Genomic DNA, 22,915 nt, shown 5'->3' on the forward strand with positions numbered 1-22,915 from the left:
GTCGCTGACCGCGGCCTCGTCGATGAGGGAGAGTTCGGCCTCGGAGGCGAGCGCACCCTCACGCGAGCGGTCGACCGCGCGCCCACCCAGATAGATCAGTGCCTCGCCGCTGCTGTGGATGTAGAGCGCCCCGTCGGCCATGACCATGCGCACCGAGAAAGCTGTCAGCGGTGCCGGTAGTGCGCGCGGCATGAGCAGAGCATGACCGCCCAACCCTTCAATGATTGCGGCACCATCGCGGGCGAGATCCCCGGTGTGCGAGGCCTCGTATCCGATGATCAGGCGGAATCGACCACGGGTAGCAGCGGACAAGAAAGAAGCGATACCCGCAAATAGCGACGGGCCAGCACAGCGTGTCATGTGCTGAGGGTAACACTATGAAGCGGACTCGCAAAAACGGAGCGAGACGAACAGGTTGCGTCTCTCGCACAGCGTGTGTACAGACGCAGGTGGGGGAGTGCGCCGGTATCCTGGAAGCAATCACAAAGGAGGACCCATGCAGCTCACGGACGCGACCGATGCGCTCTCGCTGACGCGCCAGATGATCGATATCCCCTCGGTGTCGGGAGAGGAAGGACCCCTCGCGGACGCGGTCGAGGCGGCGCTGCGTGGCGCGGGCTTCGGCTCGGTGGACACCCTGGAGATCCTGCGCGACGGGGATGCGGTGTGCGCGCGGACCCACCTCGGGCTGCCGCAGCGCGTCGTCCTTGCCGGGCACCTGGACACGGTTCCCATCGCCGAGAATGTTCCTGGACGCCTCGAGGTGCGTGACGGCGTCGAGGTCGTGTGGGGGCGCGGTTCAGTCGATATGCTCGGCGGCTGCGCGGCCGCCCTGGCTCTTGCATGCGAGGCCGGTGCTTTGATCAGGGGCGGCGCACGCGAGGCGCTCACCGCAGACGTCACGTGGATTTTCTACGACCACGAGGAAGTCGCCTCGCACTTCAACGGCCTGGGCCGCATCCAGCGCCTGTACCCGCAGTGGCTCGCCGGTGACCTCGCTCTGCTGGGCGAACCCACTGCCGCGCACGTTGAAGGCGGCTGCAACGGAACTCTGCGCGTCATCGCGCACTTCCCGGGACGCGCTGCGCACTCGGCGCGCGCCTGGATGGGCGTTAACGCGATTCACGCGATGGCCCCCGTCATCGAGCGTATCGCGTCCTTCGGTAACCCCATCGAGGTGGTTGACGGCCTTGAATTCCGCGAATCCCTCTCCGTCGTGCGCGTCGAGGGCGGCATAGCGAACAACGTCATCCCCGAGGCCGCCTCCATGACCGTCAACTACCGCTTCGCGCCCTCCAAACGCGCCGACGACGCCTTGGAATGGGTGCGCGGTCTCTTCGAAGGAACCGGCGCAACCATCGAAGTCGATGACCTGTGCGAGGGTGCGCGGCCTGGGGCGGACTCGCCCGTCGCCGAGCGCTTCCTGTCCGTCGCCCGTCGCGTCGCGGACGAGGCCGGGGTTCAGCTCGCGCTCAGCGCGAAAGTCGGGTGGACGGACGTTGCCCGCTTTACGCAGGTGGGAGTGCCCGCGATGAACTTCGGGCCAGGCGATCCGCTGCTCGCGCACACGCGCGACGAACACGCGCCCGTCTCGGATATTGTCAGGGTGCACGAGACCCTGCGTGCCTTCCTGCTCGCGCAGTAGCGGGCCCGGGCGCGCCGCGCCCCACCCACCATGACCGTCAGGAGAGACCATGACTACCCCGGAAGAAACTTACCGCCGCGGATCCGTCGTTCTGCGCGGGGACCAGATCCCGCGCCTGACGGCCGATGCTTCGCTGCTTCAGACCGAACACAGCGCGGACTGGAAGCATACGGACCCCTGGCGTGTTCTGCGGATCCAGTCCGAGTTCGTCGAAGGGTTCGAGGCCCTGGCGAAGGTCGGCCCCGCCATTTCTGTGTTCGGTTCCGCGCGCACGCGTCCAGACGAACCCTGGTACCAGTGTGCTCAGCGGATCGGCGAACTCCTGGTTCAGCGCGGCTACGCGGTCATTACGGGCGGTGGCCCGGGCGTGATGGAGGCCGCGAACCGTGGCGCGTGGGAGGCAGGCGGTATCTCCGTGGGCCTGGGCATTGAGCTGCCGCACGAGCAGAGCATGAACCAGTGGATCAACCGCGGCGTGAACTTCCGGTATTTCTTTGCACGCAAGACCATGTTCGTCAAGTACTCGCAGGGCTTTATCGTTATGCCGGGCGGTTTTGGCACAATGGATGAGCTTTTCGAGTCGGCGACCCTGGTGCAGACCGGCAAGATTCGTTCCTTCCCCCTCGTGCTTGTGGGTACCGAGTACTGGTCGGGACTGGTCGAGTGGATCCGTTCCTCGATGGTGAATACGGGCATGATTTCTCCGGGCGACGTCGACCTGCTGCACGTTGTTGATGATCCGGAGGAGGCGGTGCGCCTGGCGACAGGTGCTTAGTTGCTGATGCGCGAGTGTGAGGGGCGTTGACGAGGAAAAACCTTTCAATTGCCACACAAAATTGATCTGATGGCTGAGTTTCTATGTGTGAGACTGTGTAACCTGCCAAGGAAAATCATCAGTTATCCGGTAAGATTGATGAGGTGCTCCACCGCAGATGGCGGCGGCAGAACTCTGAGAAGGAGTCCTCAACATGGCAGCGATGAAACCTCGCACGGGGGATGGCCCCCTCGAAGCGACCGCTGAAGGTCGCGGCATTGTCGTTCGTATTCCCACCGAAGGGGGCGGTCGCCTCGTTATCGAGATGAGTCCGCAGGAAGCCGGCAAACTGGCCGAGGTGCTGACTGCGGCAATCTGAATAAGCATAACTGCGGTGGGACGGGCACAGCCTGTCCCACCGCTTTTGTGTCGCCGTTTGGTGCCTGCGATGTGTCTTCCCGTGTTGCGTCCGGTGTGCGATCACCGCGGTGCCTGTGGTGTCCGGCTGCCGCGGGGCCTGCTATTTGGGGCCTGGGACCGCTGTTCCGCACGTGAACCCGCTGATCGGCGCGTCGGCGGGGATGCCCACGTATGGAACAGAGGGTTTGCGTGCGGAATAGAGAGCGCCCAGATGGCACGCGAAAGCGCCGTCAGCGCTTGACTGCGACCGCCAGGCCGTCTCCGACGGGCAGGAGGGTGGGCACGAATTCATCGGAGTCTCGCAGGTAGTTGACGACCTCGCGAGCGACGACGGTCCGTGCGTCGCGGCGTGCGGGGTCGGCGACCTGGTCGTGCCACAGGGCGTGCACGAAGGCGATGGTGCCGCCGGGGCGGACAATACGCACGGCGTGGTCCAGGTACTGCGGTGTCTCATCCAGGTCGCCGTCGAGGACAACCATGTCGTAGCCGCGCGCCGCCATACGGGGTAGCACGTCGAGGGCGCGCCCGGCGATGAGGCGCGTACGGTGGGAGGACAGGCCGGCGGCTGCGAAGTTGCGGCGCGCGTAGCCCAGTAGCTCGGACTCGACGTCGATGGTTGTGAGGACGCCGTCGCGGGCCATGCCGTCCAGGAGCCATAGGCCTGACACTCCTGCACCCGTGCCCACTTCGAGGACGGCGCGCGCGCCTGCGACGGCGGCGAGCATCCGCAGGGCGGCTCCGGTACCGGAGGAAACGGGGGCGGCTCCAAGTTCGGATGCAACAGCGCGCGCGGCAGCCAGAGCATTGCTCTCTGCCACGTAGTCTTCGGTATACACCCATGTCTGGGCCTTATCCGCCATCGCTATCCTCACGTTTCCTCGGTCGCCTCGGGTAGGTGCGTCCACACGTGTGCGCCCCTCTCCAGCCATCAGGGTACAGGCGAGGCGTGACGCGGGCGCGTTGGCGCTCCGGTCTCCCGCTAAAAAGGAGACGACACCAAAACGCGTGCGTGCTGAAGGCCCTCGAAAAGGAGGAAACTCCGCGCGACGCAACCACGGCCTCGTCGATGAGGACGAGGCCGTGGTGCACACGCTGACGGGGCTTGTCAGTGCCGGATGGGGGAGACCCCGAGCGGGCGCCCGGCGAGGCCCCGGTTGACCGACGCGAGGGTCGTACCGAGGGCTGTGAGGACCTCGGCGGCCGGCCCGGAGGCGACGGCGACGGGTTCGCCGCGGTCGCCGCCCTCGCGCAGCGCGATGTCGAGGGGCACCTGGGCCAGGAGCGGCACCGAGTAGCCGAGCTGGGCGGTCAGGCGCGCGGATACGGATTCGCCGCCACCCGCGCCGAAGATTTCCAGGCGCGAGCCGTCGGGCTGAGGCAGGAAGGACATGTTTTCGACGACGCCGATGACCTTCTGGTTCGTCTGGGCGGCGATGGAACCGGCTCGCTCGGCGACCTCGGCGGCCGCGACCTGCGGGGTCGTCACGACGAGGATCTCCGAGTTGGGCAGCAGCTGGGCGATGGAGATCGCGACGTCACCCGTGCCGGGAGGCATGTCGATGAGAAGGACGTCCAGGTCGCCCCAGAAGACGTCGGCGAGGAACTGCTGGAGGGCGCGGTGCAGCATGGGGCCGCGCCACACGACGGCCTGGCCGTCGGGCACGAACATGCCGATGGAGATGACTTTGATGCCGCCGACGCCCACGGGCGGGATCATCATGCCGTCGATGACCTGCGGGTCGTGGTCGACGCCGAGCATGCGAGGAATGGAGAAGCCGTAGATGTCGGCGTCCATGACACCAACCTTGAGTCCCTGCGCGGCGAGCGCGGCGGCCAGATTCGCGGTCATGGAAGACTTGCCGACGCCGCCCTTACCGGAGGTGACGGCGATGACGCGGGTCAGGGAGTCGGGACGCGAGAACGAGATCTCGCGCTCGGGGCGACCACCGTTGAGTTTTTCGCGCAGCGCCTTCTTCTGGGCCTCGTCCATGACGCCCATTTCGACGGTGACGTTCTCGACGCCGTCGAGGGCACCCACACGCTTGGAGACGTCCTTCGTGATCTGGGTGCGCAGCGGGCACCCGGCGGTGGTGAGCAGGACCTTGATCGCGACGGACGAGCCATCGATCGTGACCAGGTCGGGGGTCACCATGTTGAGGTCGGTGATGGGGCGGCGGATCTCGGGGTCGATGACCTGGCCGAGAGCGTCCATGACGGATTCAAGCGTGACTGGCATGGACTCCACTCTACTGGCCGGTGTGCCCATCTTCTAGGGGGGCGGTTAGTCGGCCTGAGAATGTCCCTCCGTGTCCTGGTGACCGTCCGTGTCGGTGTCCGAGGCCTTGGTGGCGTCTGCGGCGATCTCGGCTCGCAGGTCCTCGAGCATATCGCGCAGTTCGGAGCGCACGAAGTCGCGCGTGGCGACGTCCTGGAGGGCCAGGCGCAGGCCGGCGATCTCGCGGGCCAGGTACTCGGTGTCGGCGAGGTTGCGTTCGGCGCGCAGGCGATCCTGTTCAGCGACGACGCGGTCGCGCGCGTCTTGGCGGTTCTGCGCGAGCATAATGAGCGGGGCCGAGTACGAGGCCTGGGTTGAGAACGCGAGGTTCAGCAGAATGAAGGGGTAGGGGTCCCACGCGAATTTTACGCTGACACCAGCGAGCACGAGGTTCGCGGCGATCCAGGCGACGACGAAGATCGTCATGTAGAGGACGAAGCGGGGGGACCCCATGAAGCGCGCGGTGGCCTCGGCGAAGCGACCGAAGCCGTCGCCTCCGCCGGAGCCGGGGCGACGGAAGAACCCGCGGCGCTTTTCGAGCGGGTTGTCGAGACGATCAGCCATCGATGCTCCTTGCCATCATGCGGTCGGTGATGTCATCATCGAAATCGCGCCAGTCTTCGGGCAGCAGTTCGTCGAGCACGTCGTCGACCGAGACGGCGCCGTGTAGGTGCCCGTCCTCGTCGACGACGGGAAGAACCGTCAGGTTGTAGGTGGCCAGCAGTCGGGTCACCTTCGCGATGTGCGCGTTGGGGTCCACGGCCTCGATGTCGCGGTCAAGAATCGTGCCGAGCAGGGTCTGTGGGGGTTCGCGCAGTGCGCGCTGAATGTGGACCATGCCCAGGTATTGGCCGGTCGGGGTCTCCTGGGGTGGGCGCGCGATGAAGGCAACGGTCGCGATGGAGGCGGGGATGTCCTCGCGGCGCACGGCGGCGAGCATTTGCGCGACGGTAGCATTGGGGCCGAAAACGACCGGTTCGGTGGTCATGAGCGAACCCGCGGTGGACTCCTCGTAGGTCATGAGTCGACGCACGTCCTCGGCCTCTTCGGGTTCCATGAGGGCCAGCAGGGACTGTGCTTTGGCGGCGGGCAGCTCGGCGACGAGGTCGGCTGCGTCGTCGGGCTGCATGACGTCGAGAACGTCGGCGGCTCGTGCTGCCTCCAGCGCTGACACGATGGCAATGCGGTCGTCGTTACCCAGCTCCTCGAGTACGTCGGCTAGGCGCGCGTCGGTCAGCTGCTGCGCAACCGCCATCTTGCGGTCCTGGGGCAGGCTGTGGATGAAGTCTGCCAGGTCGGCGGGACGCATGTCTTCCGTGTATTGAAGCAGTGCGGTGGCCGCCTGGTTGGAGTCGGTCTTGAGCAGGCCCGACACCTCGGTCACGTCGACCGTCAGGGTCTCGCCACTGCGCGTGAAGCCGAGGGACGAGGTACGCATGCGCTGGACGTGCAGCGTGGAAATCACCCAGTCCTTGGGGCGACGTTGACGCATAGCAACGTCGAGGATACGCACTTGGCCGGAGCCGTCGTTCATGGTGACGACGCGGTCGAAGAGTTCGGACAGCACCAGGGTCTCGATGGGGCGCTGCGTGAACGAACGAATGTTGAGCAGGCCCGTCGTGATGACCGATCCGGCTTCGATGGACGTCACGCGGGTCAGCGGTAGGAACACGCGTTTGCGCGGGCCGACCTCGACGACGAAGCCGATGACGTTGGCTTCAGATTTCAGCCGAAAGATGACAACGACATCGTGAATCTTGCCGACTTGGTCGCCCAAAGGGTCGAAAACACCGGTGCCGGCAAGCTTTCCGATGTAGACGCGTCGGCCCTTGGTGCCAACCTCAATAGATGCAATGCTCACCCAATCATTTTAGGCTGATGATGTTCAATGCGTCGTAATGGAGAGCCGGTGCCGGGTGGACAATGCGTCCCACGCCACCGTTGCTGTGGTGATTGGAGAGAGAAATGGCCATTGTGATGGAACCGAAGATGCCGACGGGTACGGAGGTTGCGTCCTACCAGACCTACGCGCAGGCTCGAGCGGGTGTTGATTTCCTGTCCGATTACGGTTTCGACGTTTCGTCGATCACGATTGTCGGCACGGATCTGCACATGGTGGAGCGTGTGACGGGTCGCCTGACGATTGCTCGGGCGTCCATGTCGGGTGCGTCCAGCGGCGGATTGTGGGGTGCGCTTGCGGGCATGTTCATGTCCGCGGGACAGAACGCGGGCGGCACGGGCACCTGGGTGGTGGGCGGCATCGTCATCGGTGCGCTTGTCGGCATGGCCCTGTCTGCACTGGCGTTTATTCTGCGAGGCCGCAACCGTGACCTCCTGTCCTCTCAGCAGGTCGTTGCCGAGCGCTACGCGATCTTGGCGGCCTCGGACATCGACCGCGCGTTCACGCTCCTGCAGCGCACCCCCGGCAACATGGCACGCCCCAAGCGTGCGCGCGAGGTGACAGAGCGCCCGAAGAAAGACTCTGTCGGCTTCTTCCCCGACGGCCGCCCGCGTTTTGGCGCTGCGACCAAGGAAGGGGATATCCCGAGCGTGGCACCCGAGGCCTCGGCTGCGTCGAGCACGGACGAGGCCGTGGCACCCTCACAGGTCACGCAGGCCGTCTCCCCGGCGTCCTCCGCGTCGGAGAGCGAAGCGGCGCAGACTGCGGCACCCGCTCAGCCCGCACCCGCACAACCCGCACCTGAAGGACGCAACGACGCCCCGGCCTCGTCCCCTGAGGGAGACCAGACCGAGGCGTCGGATCAGCGCTCCTAAGCGGCGCGCTTCCAGCGAAAAAATCCGCGCGGGGCGCGCTTAGCGTCCCTGGATACGCGCGATCCACTCCTCGACGTCCGCGATGGTGCGCGGGATGTCTTCGGAGATGCGCGTGACGGTGCCGTCGGCGTTTACCACGACGTCGTCCTCGATGCGCACGCCGATGCCTCGGTACTCCTCGGGGATCAGCAGGTCGTCGGCACGGAAGTACAGGCCCGGCTCAATCGTGAAGATCATGCCCGGCTCGAGCAGCGCGCCCTGGTAGAGTTCTGCGCGCGCCTTCGCGCAGTCGTGCACGTCCAGGCCCAGGTGGTGGCTGGTGCCGTGCGGCATCCAGCGGCGGTGCTGCTGGCCGGTGGAGGCCAGGGATTCCTCGGGCGTGACGGGCAGGATGCCCCACTCGTACAGGCGGGCAGCGATGACCTCCATAGCGGCGTCGTGTACGTCCTTGAAGCGGCAGCCGGGCTGGTTGGCGCGGGCCAGAGCGGCCTCGCAGGCGTCGAGCACGGCCTGGTAGACGCGGGCCTGGACCTCGGTGAAGCGCCCGTTGACGGGCAGTGTACGCGTGATGTCGGCCGTGTAGAGGGAGTCGACCTCGACGCCGGCGTCGACGAGCACCAGGTCGCCTTCGCGCACCTCGCCGTCGTTGTCGATCCAGTGCAGGGTGTTCGCGTGGTTGCCGGAGGCCGCGATGGTGTCGTAGCCCAGGCCGTTGCCTTCTTCGCGGGCATTCGCCGCGAAGGCTCCCTCGATGACGCGCTCGCCACGGCGGTGGCCCACGGCGCGCGGCAGGACGCGGATAATGTCCTCGAAGCCGGCCTTGGTAACCTCGACCGCGCGGATCATTTCCTCGATCTCGTAGGCGTCTTTCTTGAGGCGGATTTCGGACAGGCGCTCCTCGAGGGCCTCGTCTTCGTCGCGCGCGTCGTCGCCAAACGGCAGGGACGCCTGGATGCGGATCTCGTTGACCATGTCTTCGATTTGGGCGTCCACGCCGCGTACGATGCGTAGGCTCACCTGGCCGGCGTCCTTGGACAGCGCGTCGCGCAGCGTGTCGATGTGGCGGGTTTCCAGGCCGGTCGCGGCCGAGACCTCTTCGAGCGACGGGCGCGCACCCACCCAGAATTCGCCGTAGCGCGGGTTGGCGTAGAACTCCTTGGAGGAACGCGAGGCGCGCGGCTTGAAGAACAACAGCGCGGTGTGGGTGCCGTCCTCGTTCGGTTCGAGCACCATGACCGTATCCGGTTCCTTTTCGCCGCCCAGGCCCGACAGGTGCGCGAACGCGGAGTGCGCGCGGAAACGGTAGTCGCAGTCGTTCGAGCGGACCTTGTAGGGACCCGCGGGGATGACGAGGCGCTCGCCGGGGAAGGGGGCACCGGCCTTGAGAGTGCGGTCGGTGAGGAAATCGGCGACGCGTTCACGCTTGGGCAGGTCGGTGGGGCGTGGAGCCCATCCGGAGCCGATGAACTCGCGGAACGCGGAGGACTGGGGCTGACGGGAGCGGCTTTCGCCTCGGTCGGCCATTGACTGGGATTCTTCTTCGCTCATGGGCCCATTCTACGGCTGTGAGTGCCCCGGTGGAGTGCCCGGGGGCATGACAAACCCCGGCCTCGTTCCCAGGTCGCGCGGCAGGTGCGGGGACGAGGCCGGGGTAGGTCGTGTGGGAGAGGATCAGTCCTGGAGGGTGAGTTCTCCCGCGATGGACAGGTCCATCCAACGCTTGAAGTCTGCGCCGCGCTTGTCTTGCGAGAGCAGGAACACGGTCTTGGCGTAGAGGGCCTCGAGCGTCATGTCGTGCGCGCCGATCGCGCCCAGCTGCGCCAGGGCGTTGCCAGCCTCGTAGTGGCCGAGCATGACCTCGGACTGGTAGCACTGGGAGGCGACGATGATCGGCACATCGGCGTTGGCGAGCTCGGCCAGGACATCCACCAGGCCCGGCTCAGAGGCAGGGATATTGCCCACGCCGAAGGTGCGCAGGATGAGAGCGTCCGGGTGGGGCGTCGTTATCGCGCGCAGTCGGGCGGCGCTCATGCCGGGAACCACGTCGATGACGGCGACATCTTGGCGCGTGTACGGGCTGGGATCGGTCCAGCCGGTGCCCGGATGGGGAGCGCCGTACCAGCGCCACGGGGCGCCCGTGCGGGCCATCGGGGACACGGAGGGCGACTCAAAGCCTCGGAAGGCCCACGACGAGGTCTTGGTGGCCCGGTTGCCGGCCAGGAGCTTGTGCCCGAAGAACAGCATGACCCCGCGCGCGTGGCGTGAAATCGCGGCGCGCAGCGCACCCGTGACGTTCGCCGACGCATCCGAGCCGACCACGCCGAGCGGGTACTGGGAGCCGGTCAAGACGACCGGCTTGCCCATGCTCGCCAGCGCGTAGGACAGGGCAGCAGCCGAGTAGGCCATCGTGTCCGTGCCGTGCAGGACCAGGAAGGCATCGGCCGTCTCGGCGTGCGCATTGATGTCGTCGATGATGGCCTGCCAGTCCTCGGGAGTGGCCTCCGAGGAGTCGATGAGCGGGTCCAGCGTCGACATCGTGATGTTCGAGGCCAGCTCGATGCCCTCCAGCTGGGAGCCGAACCACCCCTGCAGGTCCGCGCCGGGACGCAGACCCTCCGGGGAATCGACCATGCCGATGGTTCCACCGGCATACGTGACGTGAAGACGCACGGTGAGTCCTTTCGATCAGTCGCCCGACACCAGGGGCTCGTCACCCTGGAGCGAGGCGGCGGCCTCGTCGGTCAGGTTGCCGACGCGCCCGCGCACGTAGTACCAGCCGGCGACCATGAGGACGACGACCACGGCGAACAGCGCGAGGGTCCAGCGGCCCGACTCGGAGGTCACGTTGGAACCAACGACCACCGCGAAGAAGAGCAGCGCCAGGTAGTTGGTGTAGGGAGCGCCGGGCATGCGGAACTCGGGACGCTGCGCTTCGCCGCGCTTGACTTTGCGCAGGAACGCCAGGTGCGAGATGAGGATCATCGCCCAGGTGCCAGCGATGCCGATGCCCGCCAGGTCCATGACGATGTTGAAAGCGTTTTGCGGCACGAAGGCATTGAGTAGAACGCCCAGCAGACCGAGTGACGCGGTGATGATGATGCCGCCGTAGGGCACGTGGTTCTTGTTGAGGCGAGCAGCGTAGCGCGGCCCCTCGCCCACGAGCGCCATCGAACGCAGCGTGCGACCGGTCGCGTAAAGGCCGGCGTTCAGCGAGGAGAGCGCCGCGGTCAGGACGACGACCTGCATGATGTCGCCCGCGTGGGGAACGCCGATGCCGGAGAAGAACGTCGTGAAGGGGGACTCATTCGACGAGTAAGCGTTGTAGGGCAGCGCCAGTGCAAAGAGAACGACGGAGCCAACGTAGAAGAAGAAAATACGGATAACCATCGAGTTGATGGCCTTGGGCAGGATTGTTGCGGCATCCTTCGCCTCACCGGCTGCGACACCCACCATCTCGGTGCCGCCGAAGGCAAAGACGACGCCCAGGGTCAGGGCGAACACGGGGGCCAGGCCCTCGGGGAACCAACCGCCGGACTCGGAAATGTTGTGGACGCCCGCGGTGTAATCGGCGATGTGCGCCTGCGTGATGATCGCCCAGATAGCGACAGCCATGAAGATGAGGATCGTCGCGACCTTAATCATCGCGAACCAGAATTCGGCTTCACCAAAGGCCTTCACGCTCAGCATGTTTAGGACGAACACGAGGGCCAGCGCGATGAGGGCGATCACCCACTGTGGGATGGCCTCGAACATTGTCCAGTAGTGCATGTAGAGCGCCACAGCGGTGATGTCAGCCATGACGGTGACGGCCCAGTCCAGGAAGAAGAACCATCCGGTGATGAACGCGCCCTTCTCGCCCAGGAACTCGCGAGCGTAGGACACGAACGCGCCCGAGGAGGGGCGACGCACCGCCAACTCGCCGAGGGCACGGACCATCAGGAATGCGAAGACGCCACACACTGCGTAGGCGAAGGCGAGCGCTGGGCCGCCCTGGGCCAGGCGGCCGCCGGCACCCAGGAACAGGCCGGTGCCAATCGAGCCGCCGATGGCGATCATCTGGATGTGTCGGTTTTTCAGAGCCTTGTTATACCCGGCGTCTCCCGCATCGGTCGCGGTAGACACCTGGGTCTGATCCTTGTCAGACACGCGTGTACTCCAATCGGTGTTGAGGGGGCCATATGGCCGTGTGCAGTCAGTTTCCTACAGTGATCGGCGTCTCGCCGGGGGTGGGCATATGCGCAACGGCGGGTTGAGACCCGTGAAAAGACGTGCGGAGAGACGACGTCCCACCGCTCAAAATCAGTGGTTTTCACGAGGCCTCGGCGTGCTCGCAGCGACCTCCTCCAACGCCTGGTGGTGTGATCGGATTAATGCGGTAATCTCAGATGGTGAAGCGAATTGACCCCCATACTCATAGTGCTTACTCGGATGGAACGGACACGCCCGCGCAGCTCCTCGCGATTGCCGCCGAGGCGGGGCTGGACGCGATTGCGCTGACCGATCACGATACGACGACCGGATGGGACGAAGCTGTATCCGCTGTCCCCGACACCGGCGTCACCCTCATTCGGGGTGCTGAAATGTCCTGCTCAGCATCGGGCATCACCGTGCACCTGCTGGCCTACCTTTTCGACCCGGCCAGCCCCGGCCTCGTCGATAATTTCCGGCGAACCCGGGAGGACCGCGAGGCGCGCGCCCTTCGCATGGTCGAGAACCTGAGCGCGGACTACCCGATCACGTGGGAGGATGTGCTCGCTTTCGCGCCCGAGGGTGGCCCCGTGGGACGTCCGCACATCGCCGACGCGCTCGTCGCCGCCGGTGCTTTCCCCGACCGCAGCGCCGCATTCGTCAAGGCCCTGCACCCGTCGGGTCCCTACTACGTGCACCACTGGGCACCCGACCCGGTCGAAGCGGTGCGCTGCGTGCGTGAGGCCGGGGGAGTACCCGTCTTGGCGCATCCGCGCGCCCGCAAGCGTCAGCGGCTGCTGCCCGAGGCCGTTATCGCGCAGATGGCTCAGGCAGGTCTCTTCGGTATCGAGCGTAACCACCGCGACCACGCTCCTGAGGATCGCGCCGACGTTGACCGCATCGCCAAGGAATTGGGACTCGCGGAGTTTGGATCCTCCGACTACCACGGCACCGGCAAGCCCAACCGCATCGGCGAAAACACGACCGACCCCGACATCATCGCCGAGGTCATCGCGCAAGGGAACATCGAGGTGGTGCAGCCGTGAGCCTCGTCGACGTTACCCTTTTCGCCACCGCCTTCACGACGCTGACGGTCATCATGGACCCCATCGGCACGGTGCCGATCTTCCTGGGACTCACGTCTCGTTATTCCCAGGCCAAGCAGCGGCGGGCAGCGATCCAAGCGACCTCCGTGTCCTTCGGTGTCATCCTGACATTCGCGATCCTCGGCGGACAGATCTTGCGCCTCCTGAGCATTTCGATGGAGGCGCTGCAGCTGTCCGGCGGTGTCCTGCTGTTCCTGGTCGCCATGGAACTCCTCATGGGCACTGACTCTTCGACACCTGATACGGGGGACGAAAGCGTCAACGTTGCGCTCGTTCCCCTTGGGACGCCGCTGCTGGCTGGTCCCGGCTCGATCGTCGCCGTCATGGTGGCCGTCGGGCAGGCTGGAACGAACGTCGGATCGTGGATCGCCGTCGTCCTGGCCGTGGTGCTGGCGCACGTCGTCATGTGGCTGACGATGCGCTTTTCGCTCATCCTCTCTCGGCTGCTGGGACCCGGGGGCATCATGCTGTTGACTAAGATCTCAGGTTTGCTTCTCGCTGCTATTGCAACGCAACTCATCATGGAGGGAATTTTCAAGTTTATTGCGACGTTCCAGGGTTCTTGAACTTATGAGAAGGGTGTGAATTACTCGGTATTTGAGTTAAATTTTAATGTGACAGACAGAGTTGTCTGGTGTGATTTTAGGAAAACTCTTCTTGATGGTCAGGAAGTGTTGTAGGGTAAGGGTAAATCCCTGATCTGACACTACCGGTGCCGGTCAGGGTTGTGCATTCATCCCGCATCACATCCGTTTCAGGAGAGATCATGAAGAAGACGACTGCCTCCCTGTTCGCCGCGACGGCGGCTTTCGGCATCATCGCTGCTTCCACCGGCATCGCTTTCGCAGCTGAGTCTCCGATTGGTGACGGCGCGAAGGGGAACCCTTCCATCGGTGAGCCTTCGAAGGGTAACCCCTCTATTGGTCAGCCCACTCCCTCGCCTTCCACCCCGGTCGTTGGTCCCGAGGAGCCGCCGACCCCCGAGCCGTCCAACCCCGGCCCCGGTCCGGAGCAGCCTTCGACGCCTACCCCCGAGCCTCAGACGCCCACCCCCAGCGAGGAACCCTCTGTTCCCGAGCCGGTCGCCCCTGGTTCTGGGACCGGCGTGACCACCCATGGTGAGTTGACTCCCGCCGAAGGTCCGGCTCCTGTGACCGTTCGTTCCGGTATTCGTCACACGAACGAGCCTGCTGAGGCTTCTACCCCGATGCTGGCAAACACCGGTTCCTCTGCGTCGATCGCTGCGGGCGCTGGCGTCATCGCCCTGGCTGGTGGTGTGACCCTCGTGAGCGCGCGCAAGCGTCACTGAGATTTTTGCTTGACAAAATCCGCGGGTCCGCTCGAATCGAGCAGGCCCGCGTTTTGTCTAGTTTTTGCAGCTTGCAGCGACTTTATGCACAAATGTGCACGGATGTACCGCAGATTTGCAACGAAAACGAGGTGTTTCGCCTTGAACTGATATGCGCGTCACATGCACAATGGGAGTATCGAAAGTCACCATGAATTGAGCCCTCATGATGAACCGGTGATGGAAAGTGGCATCGCTCGCCCGAGGGGTGCCACTTTCCTGTATATGTGCCCCTGCGGGCAGTGCCCCCGCAGGGGCACACCCCTGATGTTGGGTACCTCCGCTGTGGTGCCTTATCGTGTGCAGCGCTGTGCTCTCCGGGATTGGGAGAAGCCTCGGCCCCTGCGATTCTCTCCACCCGGCCAGTTCAGTGTTCCTGCTGTCATTGTGTGATGCTCGTGAGTCTTCGCGCAGGTCCGGCCTCGCGTGAGCTGGTAGGGGAGTGTGGGGGTTGGGTCTTTAGTCATGGGGCCTTGCTCGGGGGTGTAGTTGGTCACGTGAGAGGGGTGGTGAATCTCCCAGAGAATGGTCAAAACAGGGAATTAGCTGCGCGGATCGGTAATCTCTAAGGTGAGGCCCGATCCCTACCCGGGGCTCGCCGCTTGGCGGGAGGGCATAGACACGAAAAAGGAAGTCATATGACGCTGGATCTGACGCAGTCGCTGCCCTCGCACGTGCGTGCGACCTCCGGGCGCCCCGTTGAAGACTCGACTCTGATGGAGGTGTGGCAGGGTCTGTCCGCTGCCATCGTCGATCAGATCGCTGACAACTGGGCCGCCACCACCGAGCGTTACGCCAAGGGCCGCCAGGAACACTACTTCTCCGCTGAGTTCCTCATGGGCCGCGCCCTGCTGAACAACCTGTCGAACCTTGGCCTCGTCGAGAAGGCTCGCGAAGCCCTCGCCGCCTACGGCCTCGATCTTGGCCAGGTTCTCGAAGAGGAGCCGGACGCCGCCCTCGGTAACGGTGGCCTCGGTCGCCTCGCCGCCTGCTTCCTGGACTCCTGCGCCACCCTGGACCTGCCCGTGCGCGGCTACGGCATCCTCTACCGTTACGGCCTGTTCAAGCAGCTCTTCGACAATGGCTTCCAGACCGAGCACCCGGACCCGTGGATGGAGGAGGGCTACCCCTTCGTCACCCGCCGCGAAGAGCTCGCTCGCATCGTCTCCTACGCCGACCTGACCGTGCGTGCCGTCCCCTACGACATCGCGATCACCGGCTACGGCACCAAGAACGTGGGCACCCTGCGTCTGTGGAAGGCCGAACCCATCGAAGAGTTCGACTACGACGCCTTCAACTCCCAGCGCTTCACCGACGCGATCATCGACCGTGAGCGCACCATGGACATCTCCCGCGTCCTGTACCCCAACGACACCACGTTCGAGGGCAAGGTCCTGCGCGTACGCCAGCAGTACTTCTTCTGCTCCGCCTCCCTGCAGGAGATCGTCGAGAACTACGTGCGTCACCACGGCACCGACCTGAACGGCTTCGCCGAGTACAACGCCGTTCAGCTCAACGATACCCACCCGGTCCTCGCCATCCCCGAACTCATGCGCATCCTCATGGACGAGCACGGCCTCGGCTGGGAAGAGGCCTGGGCAGTCGTCTCCAAGACCTTCGCTTACACGAACCACACGGTTCTGGCCGAGGCCCTCGAGACCTGGGACATCCACATCTTCAACCGCCTCTTCCCGCGCATCGCCGAGATCGTCCGCGAGATCGACCGTCGCTTCCGTATCGACATGGCCGAGCGTGGCCTCGACCAGGGCACCATCGACTACATGGCCCCCGTCTCTGGGAACACCGTGCGCATGGCCTGGATCGCCTGCTACGCGTCCTACTCCATCAACGGCGTCGCCGCCCTCCACACGGAGATCATCAAGCGCGACACCCTCAAGGAGTGGTACGCCATCTGGCCTGAGCGCTTCAACAACAAGACCAACGGCGTGACCCCGCGCCGCTGGCTCAAGCAGTGCAACCCCCGCCTGGCCGCCCTCCTCGACGAGGTCACCGGTTCCGACGCGTGGGTCCGCGACCTCACCGTGCTCTCTGACTTCACCGAGGCTGGCACCGATGATGTGCTCACGCGCCTGGGCGAGATCAAGCACGCCAACAAGGTCGACTTCGCCGCGTGGATCAAGGAACGCGAGGGTGTCGAGATCGATCCCGACTCGATCTTCGACGTTCAGATCAAGCGTCTGCACGAGTACAAGCGTCAGCTGCTCAACGCCTTCTACGTCCTGGACCTGTACTTCCGTATGAAGGACGACCCGACGCTGGATACCCCGAACCGCGTGTTCATCTTCGGTGCGAAGGCTGCCCCCGGCTACATCCGCGCCAAGGCCATCATCAAGCTCATCAACGCCATTGGTGAACTGGTGAACAACGACAAGGACATCAACGGCCGTATCAAGGTCGTCTTCGTCCACAACTACAACGTGTCGCCCGCCGAGCACATTATCCCCGCCGCCGACGTCTCCGAGCAGATCTCGATGGCTGGCAAGGAGGCCTCGGGCACGTCCAACATGAAGTTCATGATGAACGGTGCCCTCACCCTGGGCACCCTGGACGGCGCGAACGTTGAGATTCTCGAGGCCGTGGGCGCGGACAACGCCTACATCTTCGGCGCGACCGACGATGAGCTGCCCGAGCTGCGTCGCCACTACGATCCCCGTTGGCACTACGAGAACGTCCCCGGCCTCAAGCGCGTCATCGACGCCCTGACCGATGGCACGCTCAATGACAACAACTCCGGCTGGTTCTACGACATCCGCCACTCGATCCTCGAGGGCGGCTACGATCCGGCCGACGTGTACTACGTCCTGGGCGACTTCGCCTCCTACCGTGAGACCAAGGATCGTATGGCCGCCGATTATCGCGACCAGAAGGCCTGGAACAAGCGCGTGTGGGCGAACATCTCCCGCTCCGGCCGCTTCTCCTCGGACCGTACGATCTCCGACTACGCTCGCGAGGTCTGGCACATCGAGGGTGCGCCGATCGCCTGACGCATTCGCGTAGGAAAGGCCCGGAACCGCATGGTTCCGGGCCTTTCTCCGTGTCTGGAAACGTGCGAGTGTGTCAGCATGTGACTGAACTGTATTAGTGGATTGACACAGTTTGAAAACTGTGTCATTGTATTAGTGTATTAATACAGCAAGACAGGAGGGACACATCGATGCGCATCGATGACACCCGCCCCATCTGGATCCAGCTGGCCGACAACTTCCGCGCCCGTATCACCGACGGCACGTGGAAGCCCGGCCAGAAGATCCCCTCCGTCCGCGACCTCGCCATCGAGGCCGGCACCAACCCCAACACCGTCCAGCGAGCCCTCGCCGCCCTCGACGACGAAGGACTCACCGTCCCCAAGCGGACGGCCGGACGATTCGTCGCCACCGACGACACCGCGCTACGCACCCTCCGCCAGGAGGACGCTCGCGCCGCGGCAGACGCCTTCATCCGCGCCTGCCAAGCCCTCGGTGTTGACCGCGAAGGTGCCCACGGCCTCGTAGATGAACGCTGGGATGCGGACCTGTAATACAGGAGGACAACTCTCATGACCACCCAACCCACGGGCGCGAGCGCGACCGGCCCAGGCCTCGTCGAGGTCGCCGGCCTGACGAAGAGCTACCGCTCGACCCCCGCTCTACGCGACTACAACCTGAGCCTGGAGGCCGGGCACATCGTCGGCCTCATGGGCCCCAACGGCTGCGGTAAAACCACGCTGCTCAAGATCCTCGCCGGAGTCCTCTCCGACTACCAGGGCACCGTGACCATCGACGGGCACGCACCCGGCGTCGCCACCAAGGCAATCGTCTCCTACCTGCCCGACGCCGACTTCCTCAACACCGACTGGACCGCGGAGGACGCGATCCGCGTCTACTCCACGTTCTTCGCTGACTTCGACGCCGACAAAGCCGCCTCGATGATCGACTTCTTCGCGCTGCCCACCGACCGCCGCCTCAGCGAGATGAGCAAGGGCATGGGGGAGAAGCTCCAGATCAGCCTCATCATGTCCCGGCGCGCCCGCGTGTACCTGCTCGACGAGCCCATCAGCGGCGTCGACCCGGCGACGCGCGACGTCATCCTCGAGGGCATCCTGCGCGAGTTCGACCCCGCGTCGCTGCTCATCATGTCCACCCACCTCATCTCCGACATTGAGCACTTCGTCGACTACGCGCTCTTCATGAAGGACGGACAGGTCCTCCTACAAGGAGACGCCGACGACCTGCGGGCCACGCATGGCGATTCCCTCGACGCCATCTTCCGGAAGGAGTACCGCTGATGTACACCAAACTTCTTGCATACGAAATCCGGTCGCGCCTCGTGGCGGATGCGCGTTCCTGCGGGGCGTTTATCGCTGTTATCGCGGTTGCCGCAGGAATCGTCGCCGCAGGGCTGCCGGGGATCAGCGGCTCCACCGCGATGCTCGCCTACGCCCTGTGCGCGCTCACACCGGCCGCATGCGCGATCGCGGCCCTGGCCGACTACTGGAAGACCCTCTACGGGCAGCGCGGCTACTTCACGATGAGCCTGCCGATCTCCGGCACGGTCATCTTCTGGGCGAAAGTGAGTCGCATCGTGATCGAGTGCCTCCTGGCCCTCGCCCTGGCCGTTGGGGGAATCATCGCGGTCGCGGCGTCTGCCGCGTGGAGCGACGGCATCAGCCTCGCCGAGTACACGGCCGGACCGCGTTCCGTCGTGGCCGGAATGCCCACATCTACCGTTGTCATCATGATTGCGGTGCAGATCGTTTTGTCGATGTCGTGGATCGTGCAGGGCTGCGCCGTCATGACGATCGGTGCGGAAGGCCGCTTCAATCACCTCGGCTTCGGCGCGCCCATCATCGGTTTCGTCCTGCTGTACATCGTGAACCAGGTGCTTTCCACGGTTGGCACGTTCTTCCTTCCGCTGTCCGTCACGACCGACGGCCATTTCTCCACCGAGATCATGTGGACCTCGTACCGGGCGACGGTGGGGACCGACGGCCAACCCAATGTCATCGGCATCGGCTCCTACATCCTCGTGCCCCTGTTCGCCCTGATTCTGGGGCTGTGGGCGTCCCGCTCGATCGAGAAACACACGTCCTTGCGCTGATGGCGTGATGCGCTGATCGGTGGTCGGCGGTGGGATAGGGTGGTGACATCCGATCCCGCCGCCGACTTTGTATATGAGGAGCGCAGATGACCGCTGGAGGGCCGCAGTTTAGGGCCACGCCTCAGAACCCCGACCTGCTGCGGTGGGTCGGCATCCAGGTCCTCCTTCTCGTCATCGCATGGCTCATCGGCTTGGTCGTGCGTCGCCTCCTGGCCTCGCGCATGACGATGTCCACGGCCTCGGCGACCCTCACCGGCCTCGGGGGCCTGTGGGGAGGCCTGCTGGTCGCAGGCTGGATCTTTTCCTCCTCCGACATGTGGCGCCCCGCGATGATCGGCGTGGCCGCGGCGGTGGCCGCCGTCGTGGTCATCATCGTGTCCCTGATCGTCGCCTACCTGCACCCGCGCCCCGGCCTCGAACCCATCGCCGAGGTCGCCAAGCGCGGCGAATCCGACTCCCTCGAATTCAAGTCCAGCGCCCGCTGGAACATGCGCGCTGGCAAACGCGACGACGCCATGGAGACCGTCATTGCCAAGACGGTCGCCGCGTTCATGAACTCCGGCGGCGGCACCCTCCTCATCGGCGTGGACGACGACGGTCGCCTCATCGGCCTCGGCCCCGACTACGCGACCCTCAAGACCCCGGACGCCGACCGCTTCGAGCTGTGGATCCGCGACCTGTGGGGCCAGCGCCTGGGCACCAACGCCGCCGCGCTGCCGCTCCTCGACTTCGCCGAGGCCTCGGACCCCCAGGAGGGCTACGGACCCCAGGAAGTATGCCGGGTGACCATCCCGCCGTCCACGCGCCCCGTGTACCTCAAGGGTCCCAAGGGCAAGGGCGAGGCCGAGCTGTGGGTGCGCGTCGGCAACTCGACGCGGCGCCTTGAGGTCGCCGACGCCGTGCAGTACGTGGCCGCGCGCTGGCCCGAATCCGTGCGCGTCTCGCCGCTGAGCCGCATCCGTCTGTTCCTCGCCATGAGCCGCCACCGCGACACCCCCACCCGCCTGCCGCGCGTCGTCGAGCGCGTGCTCACGGAGCGCGCGAAGCACGGTGTCGGGTCGTCTGAGGGGGAGTAGGCGCGCGGTGAGGCTGGCCCCAGGAACTCAGAGAGGAGAGTAGGCATGCGCCTGCGCAAGACCCTGCCCGCGGACATCAAGCAGATCATCGCATCCGGGGACGTCGAGGCCGTCGCTCAGGCGGTCGAGCGCTGCGAGGTCGGCGCGTACCTGCGGGGTTCCGCCTATGAGTCGCGGCTCATGCATTTCCCGGCCGCCGAGGAGATCACGGACTTCCTGCTCGCGCGGGGCGAGGACATCAACTCGCGTGATCGGTACGAACGTACCCCGATTCACGCGCGCGTGAGCTCGCGATGCCTCGACCAGATTCCGATGCTGATCGCTCGCGGAGGCGACATCAACGCCCGCGACACCTCCGATCAGACGGCGCTGTTCGGCGTCGTTGAGCGTTTTCCCATCGCCGACGTGTCGCGGATGATTGCGTGGGGCGCGGATCCGATGGTTGTTGCCGACTCGAGGGTGTACGGGAAGGCGACGCTTGTCGAGAACGTGGTGTCCTGGCACAACTTCCTGGACGCCCCACGCGCGCTCGCGGTGATTCGGTTGCTTCTGTCCGTTGGGGCACCTGTCGGCGAGCGTGTGCCCATCGCGCTGCGGGCCATGGACCGGATGCGCTGCACGTTCATCACGCACGGTCTGCCGGAGACGGTGTCTCAGGCGACGTTCGACGAGGCCTCGGCTGCGTTGTCGGAGCTGTGCGCGCTGTTCGGGGTGGAACAGCGGGAGGCGCAGCGTGCGCCTGTAGTGGGGGAGCGGCTGGAGCTGGATCCGTCCGTGCCTGCTCTGCGCCAGTACGGGCAATTATGGGATCTTCTCGTGCCCGACAGTGGCCAGTGTCAGACGCTGCAGGGCGAGGTCATTCGCATTGCGGGGCGGGTTGGCCACGAAGTGTACGACAACGGCGGCATCAACTGGGATCGTTCTTTTGGGAAGCTGCTGGACCAGTATCTCAGTGTTGTCGTGCGTTCAGGCCTGCCGATGCCGCCTGCCTCCGTGGCTCGGGCCGAGGCCGCCGTCGCTTCCTTGAAGTGCCGCTCCATGTCCCACCAGGCAGCCGACGACGTCACGGAGCTGGCCGTGGAATGGGTGCGCTTGAACCCCGTTCTTGTGGAGCTGGATTTGCCGAACGTGGGGCGGTGAATCTGCAGGAGTAACTGTAAGGTTAGTTTCCCCTGCTAAAACGCGGATTAGCATGTTGCGTAAAATTCGTGTGTCTGTTACACTGCCTCTATGAGTGTTGAAACAATTCAGTCATCGAAGACTTGGAAGATTATCTTTTATGTGACGGCAACTGTTCTGCTTCTTATTGCTGTGGGATGTTGTGCTTGGGAGGGTTTTAGGTATGTTGGTATCTCAAGGATGTTCGTTCTTCTCCCGTTGCTCTTTTTGCTTGGTCTTCTTCTTCTTTTTATTATTGATGGCGCAAAAGGATTATATTATTTGAGGTCCGCTTATCTTGCGTTCGTGTTTGGCGTTCTATTTGTTGTTTTGAAATTTATGCCAACGGAATCTCTAGTTCTGTCAATCGGTGATTTAAGTGGAAGTGTTTCATTCATTGAGCCTTTTGTTATTTTTGTGATCTTTATGGGTTCTGTTGCGCTACAAATGTCTCTGCTTGGAAATCTTGAGAATGGGAAGGGGCTGTCATATGTTTCGTATGCTTTTCTTGGTGTAATTGGTCTTCTGTTTCCGCGGATGATGGATTCGTATACCTTGGTATGGGGGTGTGTTCAGAAGGGATGTCAAGAGGGTGGTAATGAATTTACCGTTTTGGTTCCTATGTATAACGTGTCTTTCTCGTTTGCTACTACCCTGTGTGTTCTTGCATTGGTAATTTACTTTATTGTGCCGATTCTTCCTAAAATGCCTAATTTCTCGCAAGTGAAGTGACTTTTGGTCTCTGCTGTGCAGCTGAATAATCTGTTGGTTTGCGCACTGAGGTTCGGTGGGCGTATGTCTCGATAGTCGATGTTTCGATTATTGGTTGAAATGTGCCACCTTGATCCTTTCTTGGTTTAGTGTGGAATGGTGTGATGATCTTGCGTGAATTTAGCTTACGAAAGTGGCAATGGTGGGGAGTGGTGTTGCTGTCGGCGTGTAATTCTCGGTGGTGAACCGTCTCCTCAGTCGCCGCTGAGCTGCGTTGCCTCGTGTTTTGACTGGAGAGTCGTGGCATGTCGCCGCACTGATACTTGTTGCTCAGTGGTGTTACACCACTTAGCGGGGTATTA

General features: G+C 64.1%; 21 protein-coding genes and 1 pseudogene. 14 read left to right on the top strand and 8 right to left on the bottom strand.

What is annotated here, in order from left to right; genetic code table 11:
* Positions 1 to 360, bottom strand: a pseudogene (locus tag QZ149_RS07720) (phosphomannomutase); the annotation flags it as partial.
* 136 nt (positions 361 to 496) lie between these two features.
* On the opposite strand from QZ149_RS07720, the gene dapE reads away from it, so the two are divergent.
* From dapE to QZ149_RS07735, 3 genes are all read left to right on the top strand, one after another.
* Positions 497 to 1,645, top strand: coding sequence for a succinyl-diaminopimelate desuccinylase (gene dapE, locus QZ149_RS07725; RefSeq protein ID WP_291450769.1), 1,149 nt, complete (start codon positions 497 to 499; stop codon positions 1,643 to 1,645).
* A 49-nt stretch (positions 1,646 to 1,694) separates the two neighbouring features.
* Positions 1,695 to 2,420 carry a TIGR00730 family Rossman fold protein gene (locus QZ149_RS07730; protein WP_291450770.1) on the top strand — a complete coding sequence of 242 codons (726 nt, stop codon included), beginning with the start codon at positions 1,695 to 1,697 and terminating at the stop codon, positions 2,418 to 2,420.
* A gap of 193 nt (positions 2,421 to 2,613) precedes the next feature.
* On the top strand, positions 2,614 to 2,778 hold the full coding sequence (locus QZ149_RS07735; protein ID WP_291450771.1) for a DUF3117 domain-containing protein: 165 nt from the start codon (positions 2,614 to 2,616) through the stop codon (positions 2,776 to 2,778).
* 271 nt (positions 2,779 to 3,049) lie between these two features.
* Here the strand turns inward: QZ149_RS07735 and QZ149_RS07740 are convergent, their stop codons facing one another.
* The 4 genes from QZ149_RS07740 to QZ149_RS07755 form a co-directional block, all read right to left on the bottom strand.
* Positions 3,050 to 3,679 (bottom strand): O-methyltransferase, encoded by a 630-nt coding sequence (locus QZ149_RS07740; protein WP_034504737.1) that lies wholly within the window; start codon positions 3,677 to 3,679, stop codon positions 3,050 to 3,052.
* Between the two features lie 245 nt (positions 3,680 to 3,924).
* The gene (locus tag QZ149_RS07745) at positions 3,925 to 5,055 is read right to left on the bottom strand and encodes an Mrp/NBP35 family ATP-binding protein (protein ID WP_291450772.1); all 1,131 of its coding nucleotides are present in this window, start codon (positions 5,053 to 5,055) and stop codon (positions 3,925 to 3,927) included.
* Positions 5,056 to 5,100: 45 nt separating this feature from the next.
* On the bottom strand, positions 5,101 to 5,658 hold the full coding sequence (locus QZ149_RS07750; protein ID WP_291450773.1) for a DUF1003 domain-containing protein: 558 nt from the start codon (positions 5,656 to 5,658) through the stop codon (positions 5,101 to 5,103).
* Positions 5,651 to 6,955 (bottom strand): CBS domain-containing protein, encoded by a 1,305-nt coding sequence (locus tag QZ149_RS07755; RefSeq protein WP_291450774.1) that lies wholly within the window; start codon positions 6,953 to 6,955, stop codon positions 5,651 to 5,653. The genes QZ149_RS07750 and QZ149_RS07755 overlap by 8 nt, the downstream gene beginning before the upstream one ends.
* Positions 6,956 to 7,059: 104 nt before the next feature.
* Between QZ149_RS07755 and QZ149_RS07760 the strand changes: the two genes are divergently transcribed.
* A complete protein-coding gene (locus tag QZ149_RS07760) occupies positions 7,060 to 7,869 on the top strand; it encodes a general stress protein (protein ID WP_291450775.1) in 810 nt (269 codons plus the stop codon).
* Between the two features lie 39 nt (positions 7,870 to 7,908).
* Here QZ149_RS07760 and QZ149_RS07765 read toward each other — a convergent pair whose 3' ends face one another.
* The 3 genes from QZ149_RS07765 to QZ149_RS07775 form a co-directional block, all read right to left on the bottom strand.
* Positions 7,909 to 9,417: an aminopeptidase P family protein gene (locus QZ149_RS07765; protein WP_291450776.1), complete on the bottom strand. Its 1,509-nt coding sequence runs from the start codon at positions 9,415 to 9,417 to the stop codon at positions 7,909 to 7,911.
* Between the two features lie 123 nt (positions 9,418 to 9,540).
* Positions 9,541 to 10,539 (bottom strand): asparaginase, encoded by a 999-nt coding sequence (locus tag QZ149_RS07770; protein ID WP_291450777.1) that lies wholly within the window; start codon positions 10,537 to 10,539, stop codon positions 9,541 to 9,543.
* Positions 10,540 to 10,554: 15 nt separating this feature from the next.
* Positions 10,555 to 12,015, bottom strand: a complete 1,461-nt coding sequence (locus QZ149_RS07775) for an amino acid permease (RefSeq protein WP_291450778.1) — start codon at positions 12,013 to 12,015, stop codon at positions 10,555 to 10,557.
* A gap of 239 nt (positions 12,016 to 12,254) precedes the next feature.
* Here QZ149_RS07775 and QZ149_RS07780 point away from each other — a divergent pair, with 239 nt between their 5' ends.
* The 10 genes from QZ149_RS07780 to QZ149_RS07825 all read left to right on the top strand — a co-directional run bounded on the left by QZ149_RS07780 (position 12,255) and on the right by QZ149_RS07825 (position 22,574).
* The gene (locus QZ149_RS07780; RefSeq protein WP_291450779.1) at positions 12,255 to 13,103 is read left to right on the top strand and encodes a PHP domain-containing protein; all 849 of its coding nucleotides are present in this window, start codon (positions 12,255 to 12,257) and stop codon (positions 13,101 to 13,103) included.
* Entirely contained in the window at positions 13,100 to 13,729 is a 630-nt protein-coding gene (locus QZ149_RS07785; RefSeq protein WP_291450780.1) for a MarC family protein, read from the top strand. The genes QZ149_RS07780 and QZ149_RS07785 overlap by 4 nt, the downstream gene beginning before the upstream one ends.
* 200 nt (positions 13,730 to 13,929) lie before the next feature.
* Positions 13,930 to 14,472: an LPXTG cell wall anchor domain-containing protein gene (locus QZ149_RS07790; RefSeq protein WP_291450781.1), complete on the top strand. Its 543-nt coding sequence runs from the start codon at positions 13,930 to 13,932 to the stop codon at positions 14,470 to 14,472.
* Between the two features lie 677 nt (positions 14,473 to 15,149).
* Complete coding sequence (locus QZ149_RS07795) at positions 15,150 to 17,516, top strand: glycogen/starch/alpha-glucan phosphorylase (protein ID WP_291450782.1); 2,367 nt, start codon at positions 15,150 to 15,152, stop codon at positions 17,514 to 17,516.
* Positions 17,517 to 17,686: 170 nt separating this feature from the next.
* Positions 17,687 to 18,049, top strand: coding sequence for a GntR family transcriptional regulator (locus QZ149_RS07800; protein ID WP_291450783.1), 363 nt, complete (start codon positions 17,687 to 17,689; stop codon positions 18,047 to 18,049).
* Between the two features lie 18 nt (positions 18,050 to 18,067).
* A complete protein-coding gene (locus tag QZ149_RS07805) occupies positions 18,068 to 18,796 on the top strand; it encodes an ABC transporter ATP-binding protein (RefSeq protein WP_291450784.1) in 729 nt (242 codons plus the stop codon).
* A complete protein-coding gene (locus tag QZ149_RS07810) occupies positions 18,796 to 19,608 on the top strand; it encodes a hypothetical protein (RefSeq protein WP_291450786.1) in 813 nt (270 codons plus the stop codon). The genes QZ149_RS07805 and QZ149_RS07810 overlap by 1 nt, the downstream gene beginning before the upstream one ends.
* A gap of 86 nt (positions 19,609 to 19,694) precedes the next feature.
* Positions 19,695 to 20,684 carry an ATP-binding protein gene (locus tag QZ149_RS07815; protein WP_291450787.1) on the top strand — a complete coding sequence of 330 codons (990 nt, stop codon included), beginning with the start codon at positions 19,695 to 19,697 and terminating at the stop codon, positions 20,682 to 20,684.
* Positions 20,685 to 20,729: 45 nt separating this feature from the next.
* Positions 20,730 to 21,824 carry an ankyrin repeat domain-containing protein gene (locus tag QZ149_RS07820; RefSeq protein ID WP_291450789.1) on the top strand — a complete coding sequence of 365 codons (1,095 nt, stop codon included), beginning with the start codon at positions 20,730 to 20,732 and terminating at the stop codon, positions 21,822 to 21,824.
* Between the two features lie 90 nt (positions 21,825 to 21,914).
* Positions 21,915 to 22,574: a hypothetical protein gene (locus QZ149_RS07825; RefSeq protein WP_291450790.1), complete on the top strand. Its 660-nt coding sequence runs from the start codon at positions 21,915 to 21,917 to the stop codon at positions 22,572 to 22,574.
* Positions 22,575 to 22,915 lie beyond the last annotated feature (341 nt).

The organism is Actinomyces sp. ICM47 (assembly GCF_905369875.1).
Taxonomy (GTDB): Bacteria; Actinomycetota; Actinomycetes; order Actinomycetales; family Actinomycetaceae; genus Pauljensenia.

What these genes read in the sequence shown, in the direction of transcription:
- dapE (WP_291450769.1), top strand. Translation starts at nt 497, where the DNA reads ATGCAGCTCACGGACGCGACCGATGCGCTCTCGCTGACGCGCCAGATG.
- QZ149_RS07730 (WP_291450770.1), top strand. Translation starts at nt 1,695, where the DNA reads ATGACTACCCCGGAAGAAACTTACCGCCGCGGATCCGTCGTTCTGCGC.
- QZ149_RS07735 (WP_291450771.1), top strand. Translation starts at nt 2,614, where the DNA reads ATGGCAGCGATGAAACCTCGCACGGGGGATGGCCCCCTCGAAGCGACC.
- QZ149_RS07740 (WP_034504737.1), bottom strand. Translation starts at nt 3,679, where the DNA reads ATGGCGGATAAGGCCCAGACATGGGTGTATACCGAAGACTACGTGGCA.
- QZ149_RS07745 (WP_291450772.1), bottom strand. Translation starts at nt 5,055, where the DNA reads ATGCCAGTCACGCTTGAATCCGTCATGGACGCTCTCGGCCAGGTCATC.
- QZ149_RS07750 (WP_291450773.1), bottom strand. Translation starts at nt 5,658, where the DNA reads ATGGCTGATCGTCTCGACAACCCGCTCGAAAAGCGCCGCGGGTTCTTC.
- QZ149_RS07760 (WP_291450775.1), top strand. Translation starts at nt 7,060, where the DNA reads ATGGCCATTGTGATGGAACCGAAGATGCCGACGGGTACGGAGGTTGCG.
- QZ149_RS07765 (WP_291450776.1), bottom strand. Translation starts at nt 9,417, where the DNA reads ATGAGCGAAGAAGAATCCCAGTCAATGGCCGACCGAGGCGAAAGCCGC.
- QZ149_RS07780 (WP_291450779.1), top strand. Translation starts at nt 12,255, where the DNA reads ATGGTGAAGCGAATTGACCCCCATACTCATAGTGCTTACTCGGATGGA.
- QZ149_RS07790 (WP_291450781.1), top strand. Translation starts at nt 13,930, where the DNA reads ATGAAGAAGACGACTGCCTCCCTGTTCGCCGCGACGGCGGCTTTCGGC.
- QZ149_RS07795 (WP_291450782.1), top strand. Translation starts at nt 15,150, where the DNA reads ATGACGCTGGATCTGACGCAGTCGCTGCCCTCGCACGTGCGTGCGACC.
- QZ149_RS07800 (WP_291450783.1), top strand. Translation starts at nt 17,687, where the DNA reads ATGCGCATCGATGACACCCGCCCCATCTGGATCCAGCTGGCCGACAAC.
- QZ149_RS07805 (WP_291450784.1), top strand. Translation starts at nt 18,068, where the DNA reads ATGACCACCCAACCCACGGGCGCGAGCGCGACCGGCCCAGGCCTCGTC.
- QZ149_RS07810 (WP_291450786.1), top strand. Translation starts at nt 18,796, where the DNA reads ATGTACACCAAACTTCTTGCATACGAAATCCGGTCGCGCCTCGTGGCG.
- QZ149_RS07815 (WP_291450787.1), top strand. Translation starts at nt 19,695, where the DNA reads ATGACCGCTGGAGGGCCGCAGTTTAGGGCCACGCCTCAGAACCCCGAC.
- QZ149_RS07820 (WP_291450789.1), top strand. Translation starts at nt 20,730, where the DNA reads ATGCGCCTGCGCAAGACCCTGCCCGCGGACATCAAGCAGATCATCGCA.
- QZ149_RS07825 (WP_291450790.1), top strand. Translation starts at nt 21,915, where the DNA reads ATGAGTGTTGAAACAATTCAGTCATCGAAGACTTGGAAGATTATCTTT.